This is a genomic window from Deinococcus aestuarii (assembly GCF_018863415.1).
Lineage (GTDB): Bacteria > Deinococcota > Deinococci > Deinococcales > Deinococcaceae > Deinococcus > Deinococcus aestuarii.
Genome location: NZ_JAHKSN010000023.1, coordinates 59,618 through 72,753, shown reverse-complemented (window position 1 = coordinate 72,753; position 13,136 = coordinate 59,618). Strand labels below are relative to the sequence as shown.

General features: G+C 70.5%; 17 protein-coding genes. 13 read left to right on the top strand and 4 right to left on the bottom strand.

Translation table 11 applies throughout. The features are described from left to right. Positions 1-28 precede the first annotated feature (28 nt). The 8 genes from IC605_RS20385 (at position 29) to rdgB (ending at position 6,716) form a co-directional block, all read left to right on the top strand. Positions 29-691, top strand: a complete 663-nt coding sequence (locus IC605_RS20385) for a response regulator transcription factor (RefSeq protein WP_216328416.1) — start codon at positions 29-31, stop codon at positions 689-691. Beyond that, positions 688-1,263 carry a GNAT family N-acetyltransferase gene (locus IC605_RS20380; protein WP_216328414.1) on the top strand — a complete coding sequence of 192 codons (576 nt, stop codon included), beginning with the start codon at positions 688-690 and terminating at the stop codon, positions 1,261-1,263. The genes IC605_RS20385 and IC605_RS20380 overlap by 4 nt, the downstream gene beginning before the upstream one ends. Then, positions 1,253-2,689 carry a sensor histidine kinase gene (locus IC605_RS20375; protein WP_216328412.1) on the top strand — a complete coding sequence of 479 codons (1,437 nt, stop codon included), beginning with the start codon at positions 1,253-1,255 and terminating at the stop codon, positions 2,687-2,689. The genes IC605_RS20380 and IC605_RS20375 overlap by 11 nt, the downstream gene beginning before the upstream one ends. Next, on the top strand, positions 2,686-3,549 hold the full coding sequence (locus IC605_RS20370) for a nucleotidyltransferase family protein (RefSeq protein ID WP_216328410.1): 864 nt from the start codon (positions 2,686-2,688) through the stop codon (positions 3,547-3,549). Before IC605_RS20375 ends, IC605_RS20370 begins: the two co-directional genes overlap by 4 nt. Positions 3,550-3,653: 104 nt before the next feature. Beyond that, complete coding sequence (locus IC605_RS20365) at positions 3,654-3,890, top strand: ferredoxin (protein WP_216328407.1); 237 nt, start codon at positions 3,654-3,656, stop codon at positions 3,888-3,890. A gap of 338 nt (positions 3,891-4,228) precedes the next feature. Then, positions 4,229-5,161: a magnesium transporter CorA family protein gene (locus IC605_RS20360; protein ID WP_216328405.1), complete on the top strand. Its 933-nt coding sequence runs from the start codon at positions 4,229-4,231 to the stop codon at positions 5,159-5,161. A 230-nt stretch (positions 5,162-5,391) separates the two neighbouring features. Next, positions 5,392-6,087: a hypothetical protein gene (locus tag IC605_RS20355; protein WP_216328403.1), complete on the top strand. Its 696-nt coding sequence runs from the start codon at positions 5,392-5,394 to the stop codon at positions 6,085-6,087. Positions 6,088-6,140: 53 nt separating this feature from the next. Beyond that, entirely contained in the window at positions 6,141-6,716 is a 576-nt protein-coding gene (rdgB, locus tag IC605_RS20350) for an RdgB/HAM1 family non-canonical purine NTP pyrophosphatase (protein ID WP_216328449.1), read from the top strand. A 240-nt stretch (positions 6,717-6,956) separates the two neighbouring features. Here rdgB and IC605_RS20345 read toward each other — a convergent pair whose 3' ends face one another. Beyond that, the gene (locus IC605_RS20345) at positions 6,957-7,403 is read right to left on the bottom strand and encodes a SufE family protein (RefSeq protein ID WP_216328400.1); all 447 of its coding nucleotides are present in this window, start codon (positions 7,401-7,403) and stop codon (positions 6,957-6,959) included. A gap of 113 nt (positions 7,404-7,516) precedes the next feature. On the opposite strand from IC605_RS20345, the gene IC605_RS20340 reads away from it, so the two are divergent. Beyond that, complete coding sequence (locus tag IC605_RS20340; protein ID WP_216328398.1) at positions 7,517-8,377, top strand: sulfurtransferase; 861 nt, start codon at positions 7,517-7,519, stop codon at positions 8,375-8,377. Between the two features lie 48 nt (positions 8,378-8,425). Here IC605_RS20340 and IC605_RS20335 read toward each other — a convergent pair whose 3' ends face one another. Then, on the bottom strand, positions 8,426-9,370 hold the full coding sequence (locus IC605_RS20335; RefSeq protein ID WP_216328396.1) for a metallophosphoesterase family protein: 945 nt from the start codon (positions 9,368-9,370) through the stop codon (positions 8,426-8,428). Between the two features lie 70 nt (positions 9,371-9,440). On the opposite strand from IC605_RS20335, the gene IC605_RS20330 reads away from it, so the two are divergent. Next, a complete protein-coding gene (locus tag IC605_RS20330) occupies positions 9,441-9,653 on the top strand; it encodes a hypothetical protein (protein ID WP_216328394.1) in 213 nt (70 codons plus the stop codon). 6 nt (positions 9,654-9,659) lie between these two features. Here the strand turns inward: IC605_RS20330 and IC605_RS20325 are convergent, their stop codons facing one another. Further along, a complete protein-coding gene (locus IC605_RS20325; protein WP_216328392.1) occupies positions 9,660-9,938 on the bottom strand; it encodes a hypothetical protein in 279 nt (92 codons plus the stop codon). Between the two features lie 80 nt (positions 9,939-10,018). Here IC605_RS20325 and IC605_RS20320 point away from each other — a divergent pair, with 80 nt between their 5' ends. Next, positions 10,019-10,936 (top strand): alpha/beta fold hydrolase, encoded by a 918-nt coding sequence (locus IC605_RS20320; protein WP_216328390.1) that lies wholly within the window; start codon positions 10,019-10,021, stop codon positions 10,934-10,936. Between the two features lie 48 nt (positions 10,937-10,984). Continuing rightward, entirely contained in the window at positions 10,985-11,173 is a 189-nt protein-coding gene (locus tag IC605_RS20315) for a hypothetical protein (RefSeq protein WP_216328388.1), read from the top strand. Positions 11,174-11,222: 49 nt separating this feature from the next. Here IC605_RS20315 and IC605_RS20310 read toward each other — a convergent pair whose 3' ends face one another. Further along, a complete protein-coding gene (locus IC605_RS20310; RefSeq protein WP_216328386.1) occupies positions 11,223-12,227 on the bottom strand; it encodes a M20/M25/M40 family metallo-hydrolase in 1,005 nt (334 codons plus the stop codon). Positions 12,228-12,384: 157 nt separating this feature from the next. Here IC605_RS20310 and IC605_RS20305 point away from each other — a divergent pair, with 157 nt between their 5' ends. Beyond that, positions 12,385-13,119 (top strand): YebC/PmpR family DNA-binding transcriptional regulator, encoded by a 735-nt coding sequence (locus IC605_RS20305; protein ID WP_216328384.1) that lies wholly within the window; start codon positions 12,385-12,387, stop codon positions 13,117-13,119. Positions 13,120-13,136 lie beyond the last annotated feature (17 nt).

Sequence of the window (13,136 nt, the reverse complement as noted above, 5' to 3'; positions counted from 1 at the left end):
TTTTCCCTCGCCGCCTACACTGACGCCCATGCGTCTGCTGTTCGTCGAGGACGACCCCCGGATCGCCGAGCCGACCCTGGGCGCCCTGCGCGAGTCGGGCTACACGGTGACCTGGGCCCAGGCGGGGACGGAGGGCCTGGAGGCCGCCCTGCTCGGCGACTTTCCGCTCATCGTGCTCGACGTGATGTTGCCGGGCATGGACGGCTTCGCGGTGGCGCGGGAGTTGCGGACGGCGGGGGTGGACGCGCCCATCCTCTTCCTGACGGCGCGGGGCGAACTCGCCGACCGGGTGCAGGGGCTCGACCTGGGCGGGGACGCCTACCTCGTCAAGCCCTTTGCGGTGCCCGAACTCCTCGCCACGCTGCGGGCGCTGTCTCGCCGGGAGCGGGGGCAGGGGGCGCCGCGCGTGCCCTTTGCGGGAGGGCGCGGCACCCTCGACACGGTGGCGCGCACGGTCGCCTGGGACGGGGGGGAAGTCGCCGTGACGGGCCGCGAGTACGCCCTGCTGGAGACGCTGGCCCTCTCTCCCGAACGCTGGTTCACCCGCGAGGAACTCCTCGACCGGGTGTGGGGCCCCGAGTTCGGCGGCGAGGCGCGCATCGTGGACGTCTACGTGCGCTACCTGCGCCGCAAACTCGCCCCCGAGGCGGTGACGAGCGAGCGGGGCCGGGGCTACCGGGTGGAGCGGTGAGGGAAGTCGTGCTGGAGACGGAACGCCTGTCGCTGCGGCGCTTGACCCAGGCAGACGAGGAGCACCTCTGGGACCTCGACCGCGACCCCGCCGTCATGCGGTTCCTGACGGGCGGACGGCCCACCCCGCGCGAGGTCGTCCGGGAGGAGGTGCTGCCCCTCATCCTCTCGGGGTACGGGCGCTGGGAGGCGTACGGTCGCTGGGCCGCCGAGGAGCAGGCGACCGGGGAGTTCCTGGGCTGGTTCGCGCTGCGGCCCCTCGCGGACGAGTCCGGCGCGGTCGAACTCGGCTACCGGCTAAGACGGTCGGCCTGGGGACAGGGTTACGGGGCGGAGGGGGCACGCGCCCTGGTCCGCCGGGCCTTTGCTCAACCCGAGGTGGCGCGCGTCGTCGCCTTCACGATGACCGCCAACCTGGCCTCGCGGCGGGTGATGGAGAGGGCCGGGCTGAGGCACGTGCGGACCTTCTTCGCGGACTGGCCCGAGGTGATCGAGGGCTCGGAGGAGGGCGACGTGGAGTACGCCCTCACGCGGGCGGAGTGGGAAGGGACGCGGGCCGGACGTGTCCGCTAGACCCCGCCTGACCCTGCGTGCCCGCCTCGCGCTGTGGGCGGCGCTGGCGACGGGGCTGGCGGTGGCGCTCGTGGCGGCGGGGCTCTTTTTCGCGGTGAACAACTTCCTCTTCGCGGCGCAGCGGGACCGGCTGACCGGGGCAGTCGCGACCGTGCAGGCGCGGGTGGAATCGGCGCTGGGGCGGGAGGGGGACCTCTTCGGGGCCTTGCTGGGCGAGACGCTGAGCTCGGCGGACCTGGAGAGCATCCTCGACGCCGACCCCCAGACCCGGAGCCTCGACGTGCGGCTGATCACGGTGGGCGGGGGAGAGGTGCGGGCGGTGGCGACCCGGCGCTTCCCGGAGGGTCTTCCGCGCGGATTGCGCCCCGGCACCTACCGCTCCGGGGACCGGCTGGTCGCCGTGCGGATCGTCTCGGGCGGGCGGGCGGCCCTGACCGTGGTGAGCGACGCGCGGGCGCTCGGCGAGGCGCGGGCGGCCTTCGCGCGGGCGCTGTGGGTCCTCGTACCGCTCGCCCTGGGGCTGTCCCTGCTCGTGGGCTGGACGGTCGCCGGGCGGCTCCTCGCCCCGGTGCGGGCGCTGGAGGGCGCGGCGCGCGAGATCGGGGCGGGCGGGGACCTGCGGCGGCCCGTGCCGGGGGCGGGGCCGGGTGACGAACTCTCGCGGCTGGCGCTCACCCTCCAGGGGACCTTCGCCCGCCTCGCTGACGCCCGCGAGCGCGAGCAGGACTTCGTGCGGGCCGCCGCCCACGACCTGCGCAGTCCCCTCGCCGCCCTGACCGCCCGGGTGGACGCCACCCTCGCCCGCGACCGCGACCCCGCGCGCTACCGCTCCGAGCTGCGCGAGATCGGCACCGACATCACCCGCCTCGCCACCCTCGCCGACCACCTCCTGCTGCTCGCCCGCGACCCGTCCGCCATGACCCGCGAGGACGTGCCGCTGCGCGACCTCGCCGCCGACGCCGTGGACCGCGCGCGCGAACTCGACCCGGGGGCGGACGTGGACCTCGTGGCCCCGCAGGCGGTGACCGTGGCGGGTGACCGGGTGCTCCTCGGGCAGGCGATCTGGAACCTGACCGTCAACGCCGTGCGGCACGCGCCGGGGGCGACCGTGACGGTCACCGTGGCCGACGGCTCCGGCTGGGCCACCGTGCAGGTGCGCGACGACGGCCCCGGCGTCCCCCCCGACGTGCTCGCCCGGCTCGGCGAACCCTTCTACCGCCCCGACGCGAGCCGCAGCGCGGCGGGGGGGCAGCGCGGGCACGGGCTGGGCCTCGCGCTGGTGCGGCGGGCGGCGGGGTTGCACGGCGGCGCGCTGACGCTGGAGAGTGCCCCTGGGGAGGGCTTCACGGCCACCCTGCGCCTGCCCGCCGCTCCCCCCGCGGGAGGCGCGGGCGGTGAGGGGCGGGTGCTACGCTCACAGACATGAGTTCCCGTGACGCCGGGTCGCGCCTCTCCTCCCCGGCCACCGCCCCCTTCCCCTCCTCCGGCCCGCGCTGGAGCGCCGTCGTTCTGGGCGGCGGCGATCCCGGCGACCCCTTCGCGGCGGCCCACGGGGTGCCCGTCAAGGCGCTCATCCCGGTGGGGGGCGAGCCGATGGCCCTCCACGTCCTGCGGGCCCTGAGGGGGAGCGGGCGGGTGTCGCGGGTCGCCTACGTGGGCCCGACCACCCCGGACCTCGACCCCTGGATCGAAGAGCGCGTCACCGACCACGGCACCCTGCTCAGCAACCTGGAGGCGGGGGTGGAGGCGCTCTCCGACCTGGGTCTGACCCCCGGCGAGCGCGTGCTCGTCGCCACCGCCGATATTCCCCTCCTTACCCCCGAGCAGCTCTCTCAAGTCCTCGCCGCCGCGCCCGAAGGCGCCGCCCTCGTCTACCCGGTCGTCCGGCGCGAGGACTGCGAGCGGGCCTTTCCGGGTGTGCGCCGCACCTATGCCCGCCTGCGCGACGGCACCTTCACGGGCGGCAACGTCTTCTTGCTCGACCCCCGGTTGATCGGGCAGTTCCTCCCCCGATTGCGCGAGGTCCTCGCCGCCCGCAAAGCGCCCCTCAAACTCGCCCGGCTGATCGGCCCCGGCGTGCTGGTGCGTCTCCTGACGGGTCGCCTCACCGTTTCGGAACTGGAGGCCCGCGTCAGCGCCATCCTCGGCGTGCCCGCCCGCGCCCTGATCACGCCCCACGCCGCCATCGGCAACGACGTGGATCAGGAGGCCGACCTGCGGCTGGCCGAGGCCCACCTGCGGACCGTGCAGGACGGGCCGCGCCCCGCCGCGCCGCCGCAATCCTGAGCCGCAGACTCGGCTTTTTTTGCGTCCCGGCGCACAAAAACCCTGACTAGCCCGGTGGGTGGGTGTCCTTGTCAGGCCGGGGGGGGTTGTGCATACTGTCCGCCATGCCTCACGTGATTGTCAGCTCCTGCATCGGCGTCAAGGACCAGGCCTGCACCGAGGTGTGCCCGGTCGAATGCATCTACGACGGCGGCGACCAGTACCTCATCCACCCCGACGAGTGCATCGACTGCGGTGCGTGCGTCCCCGCCTGCCCCGTCAGCGCCATCTTCCCCGAGGAGGACGTGCCCGCGGGCGAGACCGAGTTCATCGTCAAGAACCGCGCCTTCTTCGGCCTGTAAATCCCGGCGCCCCCACCGCCCCGGCCCCGCGCCGGGGTTTTTTCGTTGGGCTCCCGCCTGGTCCCGGCGGCTGGGTGCCGGCGCCTGGCGACCAACTGGCGACTCTTGCGGCCCGGAAAAGCGGCGCCCCCAACCGGGTGAAGTCCTCGCTTGCTCCGCCCGACCCCGCCCCGCTAGGATGGCTCCCGCGCAAGCGCGCGCCTTTCCCAGGAAGAGGAGGTGATGACGTGACCACCGTTCATGAGGCCGAGCACGAGCCGCCCAGTCCGCCCCCCACGCCATCCCGTCTCCACCGGAGGACGCGCCATGCCTCACACTGACTTTCCCGGGGGGCGCCCGTGCTGACCTACTACCGCAGCGTCGGCGGCAAGCTCCAGACCATCGACGGGTACATCGACGGCTGCTGGATCAACGCCACCGCCCCCACCGCCGAGGAACTCGCCCGCGTGAGCCGCGAGACGGGCCTGCCCCTCGACTACCTCAGCTATCCCCTCGACCCCGACGAGCGCAGCCGCTTCGAGCGCGAGGACGCTCAACTCCTGATCATCATGCAGACGAGCTACCGCCTCGGGGAAGACAGCGACATCCCCTACGACACCGTGCCGCTGGGCATCCTGCACACCGACCACTGCCTCGTGACCGTCTGCGCGCTGGAAAACCCGGTCGTCAAGGATGTGGTGGGCGGCCTGGTGCGCCGGGTGAGCACCGCCAAGAAAAACCGGCTGACCCTGCAACTCTTCTTGCGCAACGCCCAGCGCTTCCTGATCGACGTGCGGCAGATCAACAAGCGGGTGGACACCATCGAGGACCGGATGGAGACGGCCACCCGCAACAAGGAGCTGATGGACCTCCTGAAGCTCGAAAAGAGCCTGGTGTACTTCATCACCGGCCTCAAGGCCAACGAGGCGATGATGGAGCGGGTCAAGCGCGACCGCATCTTCGAGATGTACGAGGAGGATTCCGACCTCCTCGACGACGTGCTGATCGAGAACCTCCAGGCCATCGAGATGGCGTCCATTGCCAGCAACATCCTCACGAGCATGGCGGGTGCCTTCGCCTCCGTCATCAGCAACAACGTCAATCAGGTCGTGAAGGTGCTGACCGTGACGACGATCCTGGTGGCGATCCCCACGCTCGTCACCAGCATCTTCGGCATGAACATCCCGCTGCCCTTTTCTGAAAGCCCCGAGGCGCTGTGGATCGTGCTGGGCATCGCCTCGATGCTGGCGGCGACGCTGGCCTTCCTCTTCTACCGCTGGCGGGTGTTCTGAAAGCAGGAGCCAGATTCATAAGATTCGAGCCAGGAAGTGGATCAGCCCCATGACAATAAGCAGACCCAGAATGCCTACAGCCACCATAGCCTGACCGATGATCCGCTCGCGTTGGCTCTTTTGTCGTCCCGAAGACGCCCATAGGGCAGCCCCTAAGATCAAGAGCATCAGCAGGGTGACCAATGGAAGGGCGATCCCCATGAGTCACCCACGCTAACACAGGCCCCGACATGACTGACCCCCGTTCCGGCACCCGCTTCGCCGTCTACCTCTGCCCCCCGGAGGACGACCCGTATTACCGGCTGGGCAGCGACCTCCTCGGCTTCGACGTGCGGGCGGGGAGACAGGTACCGCTCCCGGACTTCCTGCGCCCGGAGGATCAGGCGGACGCGGGGCCGTACGGCCTGCACCTGACCGTCGTGGAGGGCTTCTACACCGACCCGGCGCGGTGGCCCGAGATCGAGGCGGAGGTGCGCACGTGCGTCGCCTGCCTCTCACCCGGCACCGCCCTCACCCTCACCGGGGGCCGGGTCGAGGTCTGGGACGACGGGACGACCTGGGTCCACCGCTTCGACGCGGGCACGCCCCTGCTCGTGCTCCACACGCTGCTCCTCGCGCGGCTGGCCCGTTTCGTGACCGCCTCGCCCTTCGACGGGAAAGTGGGGGAGGGGTCGCCCCCCTTCGAGCGGGCGCGAATGGCCCTGCTCCACACACCGCGCGGCCTGGACTCGTGGCAGCCGCACTTCACGCTGGTGCAGCCCTACGGGGGCGGGGACCCGGCGGGATTGCGTGAGCGGCTGGAGGCGTTGACGGTCCCCCACCACGCCCAGACCTACCGCTCCGTCACCCTCTTCGGGAAGCGGGAGGGCGAAGAAAGGTGGCGGGTGCGGGCCAATCTCCCCCTGACGGGTGACCCTGCTGGCTGAAAGGGAAGCGTGACTGACCAGGGCCTAGACTCGTGGGTGTGACGAGCGATGGAATGCGGGTGGTGGTGGCGACCGGGAACGCCGGGAAGGTGCGCGAGATCGCGGGGGCGCTGGGCGGGTTGGGCTGGCAGTTGGAGGGTTTGAACGGCTTCCCCCTCCCCGAGGAGACGGGCACGACCTACGAGGAGAACGCGGCCCTGAAAGCGTGCGCGGCGGCCCTGATGCGCGGTGTGCCCGCCCTCGCCGACGATTCGGGGCTGGAGGTCGCCGCCCTGAACGGCCAGCCCGGTGTCTACAGCGCCCGCTTCGGCAACCGGGCGAACGACAACGAGCGCAGCCTCTACCTGCTCGAAAAGCTGCGCGGGGTGAAAGACCGCCGCGCGAAGTTCGTCTCGGTGGTCATCCTCGCCCATCCCGACGGCAACGTGGAGACGTACCGGGGCGAGCTGACCGGCACCCTCCTCGAAGGCCCGCGTGGCGAGAGCGGCTTCGGTTACGACCCCCTCTTCGTCCCCGACGGCGAGACCCGCACCCTCGCCGAGATGACCTTGGAGGAGAAGCAGGCGATCAGCCACCGGGGGCGGGCACTGGCGGCGCTGGTGGCGGCGCATGGGGCGGGGGTGGCTTAGCTCCTCCCTCCTCGTGGGGGAGGCTGGGACTCGCAGAGCTGCGCAGCAGAGGGGGAAAACGCAAACGACCTGCGGCGCGGCCACAAGAGGGGCAAGGCTTCTTGATCACTTGAAGCTGGTCACACGCCCCCTCACCCCGGCCCTCTCCCGCAAGGGGAGAGGGAGAAAGACCGCCCCTTCTCCACACGAAGAAAGAGGCCGAGGCATCCCAACCGCCCCGGCCTCCTGCCTTTTCTTCCCTCAACCCTGCGCCGCGTGTTCCCGCACGTCGTTTTTCAGGCGCATCAGGATGGCGCCCATGCCGCGTAACCTCATCGGCGTGATGAGTTCGGACAGGCCCATGTCCATGTAGAACTGATCGGGAATGTTCAGGATCGTCTCGGGCGACTCGCCTTGCAGCGCCTCGTGCAGGATGCCCGCGTAGCCGCGCACGGTGGGGGCCTCCTCGGGAACCTTGAAGTACATGTTTACGCCGCCCTGCTCGGTCTGCTCCGTCACCAGGAAAAAGGGGCTGGCGCACTCGGGGACCGCTTGCAGGAATTCAGGGTGCTCGACGTACTTCTCGGGAAGAGGGGGGAGCTTGCGGCTGTATTCGAGGAGGGCCTGGAGCCGCAGCGGCTTGGGCGCCGACTTGAACAGCAAGACGATGTTCTGGAGCCGTTCGGGGAGGGGAGCGGGCTGGGTCATACCGCCAACTGTACCCCCGCCCCCGCAGACGGTATGGTGAGCCCTGTCCAGTTGACCGAAAAGGTCAACGACTCGACCGTTAGAATTCCCGAGGTCAAAGGAGGAAGAGCGCAATGGACTACGTGAAAGACGTGCTCGTGAGCACCGACTGGGTTGCCCAGAACCTGAACCAGGAAGGCCTCCGTCTGATCGAGGTGGACGAGGACATCCTGCTTTACGACACCGGCCACATCCCCGGCGCCGTGAAGGTGGACTGGCAGCAGGACTTCTGGGACCCCGTGATGCGCGAATTCATCGGGCCGGAGGAGTTGTCGGCCCTCCTCGGTCGCCTGGGCCTCAAGGAAGGCGACCAGATCATCCTGTACGGCGACAAGAGCAACTGGTGGGCCGCCTACGCCTACTGGTTCCTGAGCTACAACGGGGTTCAGAACCTGAAGCTGATGAACGGCGGGCGCCAGAAGTGGGTCGCCGAGGGCCGCGAGCTGACGACCGACGCGCCGAGCTACGAGGCGACCCAGTACCCCGCCCTGCACCGCGACGAGAGCTTGCGCGCCTACCGCGACGAGGTGAAGGCGCACATCGAGACCGTCCGGGGCGGGCAGGGCGCGATGGTGGACGTGCGCAGCCCCGACGAGTTCTCGGGCAAGGTCACGCACATGCCCAACTACCCGCAGGAAGGCGTGCTGCGCGGCGGACACATCCCCGGCGCGGCGAACATCCCCTGGGCCCGCGCCACCAACGAGGACGGCACCTTCAAGACGGCGGATGAGCTGAAGGCGCTCTACGAGGGCGAGGGCGTCACCCCCGACAAGGACGTGATCGCCTACTGCCGCATCGCCGAGCGGAGCAGCCACTCGTGGTTCGTCCTGCGCGAGCTGCTCGGCTATCCCAAAGTCCGCAACTACGATGGAAGCTGGACCGAGTGGGGCAATGCGGTCGGGATGCCCATCGAGAAGACGTACAGCGAGGCGTAAGCCGGGGAAGGGGGCCGGGGACGCGGGTGGGTGGCGTTCCCGGCCCTCTTATTTCAGTTCGTCTACCCGGACAAGCGAACCGCCCAGCCCGTTTAACCGCGCAGGAAGCGAGGCCATCTTGACCTCCGCCCCCGTGTCCGCGTCGAAGGTCTTGAAGGTCGCGGTGCCCCCGGCGGTGTCGAGGCTAAGCAGCGTGACCGTGCTGCGCGCCGTCCTCGGGTGCCCCACGTAGTCCCGCCCGCCGATGCCCCCGCTGGCGAGGACGTTCAGCCCGCCCAGCCGTCCCGGGTAGAAGGCCGCGTGGTGCCCGCTGACGTAGGCTAGGACCCGGCCCTCTTCCATGATTTTCCGCAACGGGAGGGGATCGCGGATGATCTCGCCGGGCTTGTTCTTCCCCCCGCTCACGCCCGCGAGGGGAAGGTGGCCCACCACGAGCCGGATGCCTGCCTCCCGCGCCTCCGGGGTGGCGAGTTGCCGGGCCAGCCACGCCCGCTGATCCGCCCCCACATTCGGCCCGCTGGCGTCGAGGACGGCCACGAACAGCCTGCCTCCGAAGGTGAAGGTGTACCGGAAGGGGAAATTGGCCCGCTCCACGTAGTTCAACTCCGGCGCGTGCCCCCGCCAGTATTCGGCGGCCAGCCTCCGGTCCCGACGCAGGCTCGCGTCGTGGTTTCCGAGGGTGAAGGCGAAGGGGATGCCCGCCTTGTCGAGCGGTGCACGCACGTCCCGGTCAAAGGCCGCCCACATCGCCCGCACCCGCGCGTCGGTAAGAGCCGCCTTCTGCCCGGCGATCAGGTCCCCCGCCGAGAGCACGAGGTCCGGTTTCCACTCGCGCACGATGCGGCCCACGCTGCGGGTCAGGGCCGCCGGATACGCCGTGCTGCCGTAGGCCCCGTTGAAGTCGCTGAGGATCACGACGCGCAGGGGAGAAGCCGGGGCGGGTGCGGCGCCGACGAGCAGGGGAACGAGGAGGAGGGGCAGGAGACGGCGCATCCCCCCCAGTTCAGCACGAAGCCTCGCCCGGAGATCAACCTCCCCTGACAGAGGGATGGCACGCTGGGCCATGACCCGAGACGACGATCAAGACGCGCCGCCCGTCAACCCGACCCTGGCCGTCCGCCCCGCTGTGGCCGACGAGAGTCCTTCCGTCGAGCAGAGTGACGCGCCCGCCGACTTCGCCATCCGCCCGGCTTCCGGCGTGCCGATTCCCTCTGGCAAGGGGCTGAATGCCGATCAGGTGACCGCCCTGCTCGGGGACGGGGACACGGAAGGCTGAGAGTCCTCAGTCCCCGCCCGGCACCCGCACCGAGTCCACCTGCACGCCGTGACGCAGCAGCACGGTCTTGAGGCGCTGCATCGCCTCGATGGCGCGCGTCCGGTCGGCGGGGCGGAAGACCAGCGTCAGGCGGGCGGGGCTGCCGGGGCGCGGCTCCTGGGCCTGAATCTGGAGGGGGCGGCGGAAGGCGTCGTCCCGCGTCACGTCGCGCAGGATGCGGGTAAACGTCAGGTCGTCCACCCCGTCGAGCGTGAAGGCGATGCCCTGCGGTGCGGGGTCGGTCATGGCGGCAGGGTAATGCAGGGCGGGCGGCGCGACCGGGACGGCGGCCCTTTTCGCTTCCATCATGCTCCTACAATGCCCGCATGACCTGGCAGGACGAGCCGACCTTCGAGCGCCTCAACGGCGCGGACCTCTACTTCGAGGTGACCGGCCCGGAAGACCCCTCGCCCGGCGAGCCCACCCTCGTCTTCCTGCACGGCGGCCCCGGCTACAACGCCTACGCCTTCCGCACCCTCTTCGGCGAGCGGCTCGAACACCGCCGCGTCGTCTACCTCGACCAGCGCGGTTCGGGGCGCAGCGGCGCACTCGCGGACACCGAGCAGGGCGGCGACACCCTCGACCTCGACACGTTGGTGGCCGACGTGGAGGCCGTGCGCGAGTACGTGGGGGCCGAGCAGATCATTCCGCTGGGGCACGGCTTCGGGGCCCTCGTCGCACTGGAGTACGCGCGGAGACACCCGACCCGCACGGCGCGCGTGGTCCTCGTCAACCCCTGGCTTCACTTCCCGGAGCTGGCCCTGACCCTGCTCGCGGAGGCGAGCGCCCTGCGCGGCGTGCCCCTCGACGACCCGGCGGGGGAGGTGCGCGCCCGCACCCCGGAAGGCGAGTACGCCCCGGTGGGCGAGGCGCGGGTGGAGGCGGCCTTCGGGCTGCTCAACGCCCGCGACCTCCTCAACCGGCTGCAATACCGCGACGCGGCCAGCCGGATGCGCCAGGAGTTCGCCGACGCCGAGGGGCAACTCGTGGGCGGCGGCGAGGTGCAGGAGGCACTCGTCAACCAGGGGTTGTGGGAGTTCGAGTACCCGCCCTTCCTGCAAGAACTGCGCCGCCCCGTCTTCGTGATCGCTGGGGTCCACGACCGCACGAGCTATCCCGAGCAGGTCCAGTGGCTCGCCGACCTCGTAGGCGCCGACGTAACGGTCCTCGACGCCGGGCACTCCCCCTGGCTCGACGACGAGGACGCCTTCGCCGAGGCGCTGGAGGAGGCGCTGACGCGCTGAGGCCCCGGAGCACGACACCCCGCCCCGTCTCTTGCCGTACCCTGGGGCATGACCCAGACTCCAGGCGGCACGCACGGCGAGGAAACGCGGGGCGAGCGGGGCCGGGGCGAGGTCGTCATCAGCGGCGTGGACACCGGGCCGGAACAGGGTGAGCGCGAGAACCGGACGCCCACGGAGGATCACGCCCGCTTTCAACCCGCTCACCCCGCCATCGAGCCCGACAACGAGGACGGCTGAGGACCAGAACAACCCGCCCGGTAGAGCGGCGGGCAGGCGGCAGCGGACCTCAGCGCCAGCGTTCGGCCGGAACCTCGCGGACGCGCTGTGGCAGGCCGAGGGGCTGGGCGGTCGCGGCGGGGGCGGGAGGCTGACTCAGCATGTGGACCAGCAGGTCGCTGAAGCCTTCGAGGTGCTGCTGCACGCGGCCCGGGAACTCGCGGTTGAGAAACGCCAGCGTGTCGTTCTCGGTGTGCCAGATTTCGCCGTGCTTCTCGGTCTGGGTATATCCGTCCTTGTCCCCGAGGGTCCAGTTGGTGGCTTCCAGATAGGCGTAGGAGAGGCCGAGTTTCTTGAAGGGGGCGTGGTCACTCCAGTCCCCGGTGGTGCCGGCGGGGTACTCGGGGTTCTCGCCCGGCTGGGTGATCACGTTCAGGCCGTGCTGCCCGGCCCAGCTCAGCGCGTCGTCGCGGCTGGCCGCGCCCTGGGCGCCCTCGCCGTAGACGTACATCTGGTCTCCCGCCAGCAGGCTGTCCAGATTGATCACCAGCACCGTGTTCGCCACCTCCCCGGCGCTCATGCGGCTGGCGTAGTCGCGGCTGCCCCGCAGCCCGTCTTCCTCGGAACCGGCGACGATGAAGCGCAGGGTGTACGGCGTCTGGACCTGCCGCAGGCGTTGCGCGGCCTCCAGCAGGACCCCGACGCCGCTGGCGTTGTCGTCCGCCCCCCGGCCCACGCTGACGGTATCCATATGCGCGATGACGATGATCTCCCGGGCGCTCTGGCCGGCTTTGCTGCCGACGACGTTCAGGCTGCGGGTCACGCTGCCCTCCCCCGTGTATTCGAAGGCTTGCAGGCGGGGCGCGTAGCCGCTCTCCCGCAGGACGCTGTAGCTGTAGGCGGCGGCGTTCTGTTCCCCCTGGCTGCCGCCCACACGGCTGCCGATCTCCTGGGACAGGAACTGGACGTGTTGCAGGGCCAGTTCGCCGCTTTGGGGTTGCGCCGGAGGGGGATTGAGGTCACACGACCCCAGCAGGGGGCCGAGCAGCGCCGCCGCCAGCAACGTCCTTTTCATGGTGCATCCTAGCGCCGTTCAGAACGTGGCGTCATGAAGTCGGCGCCCCGCCCGTCACCGGATACACGAAGTTCAGCCTCTGCGGCGCGGTAGAATGTCCGGGTCACGCGCCCCGGCTTCCCGGCGGGCGCGGTTTTAGGGTAAGGAGAGACTGAACATGGCCGGTCACAGCAAGTGGGCGCAGATCAAGCGCAAGAAGGGCGCGAACGACAAGAAGCGGAGCGCGATGTACTCCAAGCACATCCGCGCGATTCAGGCGGCGGTGAGGAGCGGCGGCAGCGGCGACCCGGCAGGAAACCTCAGCCTCAAGAACGCCATCGCGGCGGCGAAGGCCGACACCGTGCCCGCCGACAACATCGAGAACGCGATCAAGCGTGCGGCGGGCGCGGCGGAGGGGGCCGCCGAGTACAAGGAGGTCACCTACGAGGGCTACGGCCCCGGCGGCACGGCGATCTTCATCGAGACGCTGACCGACAACGTGAACCGCACCGTCGCCGACATCCGCGCGGTCTTCAACAAGCGCGGCGGGAGTCTGGGCACCAGCGGCTCGGTCGCGTGGCAGTTCGAGAAAAAGGGCGTGATCCTCCTGCCCGACGCCTCCGAGGCCGCCCAGGAGGCCGCCATCGAGCACGGCGCCGAGGACCTTCAGGAGTCCGAGGACGGGCTGGAGATCAGCACCGCGCCGAACGACCTCTACGCCGTGCAGGACGCGCTGGCGGCGGCGGGCTTCCGGGCCGAGAGCGGCGTGGTCACCATGATCCCCACCAACACGGTCGCGGTCAGCGAGGGCGACGTGCGCAAGCTGATGACCCTGATCGACTCCCTCGAAGACCTCGACGACGTGCAGAACGTGTACTCGAACGCGGAACTGCCGGAGGGCGTGGAGGCATAGAGGTGGGATTGGAGGAG

Excerpts from the sequence above, each read along its gene's own strand:
- IC605_RS20385 (WP_216328416.1), top strand. The coding sequence starts at position 29 with ATGCGTCTGCTGTTCGTCGAGGACGACCCCCGGATCGCCGAGCCGACC.
- IC605_RS20370 (WP_216328410.1), top strand. The coding sequence starts at position 2,686 with ATGAGTTCCCGTGACGCCGGGTCGCGCCTCTCCTCCCCGGCCACCGCC.
- IC605_RS20365 (WP_216328407.1), top strand. The coding sequence starts at position 3,654 with ATGCCTCACGTGATTGTCAGCTCCTGCATCGGCGTCAAGGACCAGGCC.
- IC605_RS20355 (WP_216328403.1), top strand. The coding sequence starts at position 5,392 with ATGACTGACCCCCGTTCCGGCACCCGCTTCGCCGTCTACCTCTGCCCC.
- rdgB (WP_216328449.1), top strand. The coding sequence starts at position 6,141 with ATGCGGGTGGTGGTGGCGACCGGGAACGCCGGGAAGGTGCGCGAGATC.
- IC605_RS20345 (WP_216328400.1), bottom strand. The coding sequence starts at position 7,403 with ATGACCCAGCCCGCTCCCCTCCCCGAACGGCTCCAGAACATCGTCTTG.
- IC605_RS20340 (WP_216328398.1), top strand. The coding sequence starts at position 7,517 with ATGGACTACGTGAAAGACGTGCTCGTGAGCACCGACTGGGTTGCCCAG.
- IC605_RS20335 (WP_216328396.1), bottom strand. The coding sequence starts at position 9,370 with ATGCGCCGTCTCCTGCCCCTCCTCCTCGTTCCCCTGCTCGTCGGCGCC.
- IC605_RS20330 (WP_216328394.1), top strand. The coding sequence starts at position 9,441 with ATGACCCGAGACGACGATCAAGACGCGCCGCCCGTCAACCCGACCCTG.
- IC605_RS20325 (WP_216328392.1), bottom strand. The coding sequence starts at position 9,938 with ATGACCGACCCCGCACCGCAGGGCATCGCCTTCACGCTCGACGGGGTG.
- IC605_RS20320 (WP_216328390.1), top strand. The coding sequence starts at position 10,019 with ATGACCTGGCAGGACGAGCCGACCTTCGAGCGCCTCAACGGCGCGGAC.
- IC605_RS20315 (WP_216328388.1), top strand. The coding sequence starts at position 10,985 with ATGACCCAGACTCCAGGCGGCACGCACGGCGAGGAAACGCGGGGCGAG.
- IC605_RS20310 (WP_216328386.1), bottom strand. The coding sequence starts at position 12,227 with ATGAAAAGGACGTTGCTGGCGGCGGCGCTGCTCGGCCCCCTGCTGGGG.
- IC605_RS20305 (WP_216328384.1), top strand. The coding sequence starts at position 12,385 with ATGGCCGGTCACAGCAAGTGGGCGCAGATCAAGCGCAAGAAGGGCGCG.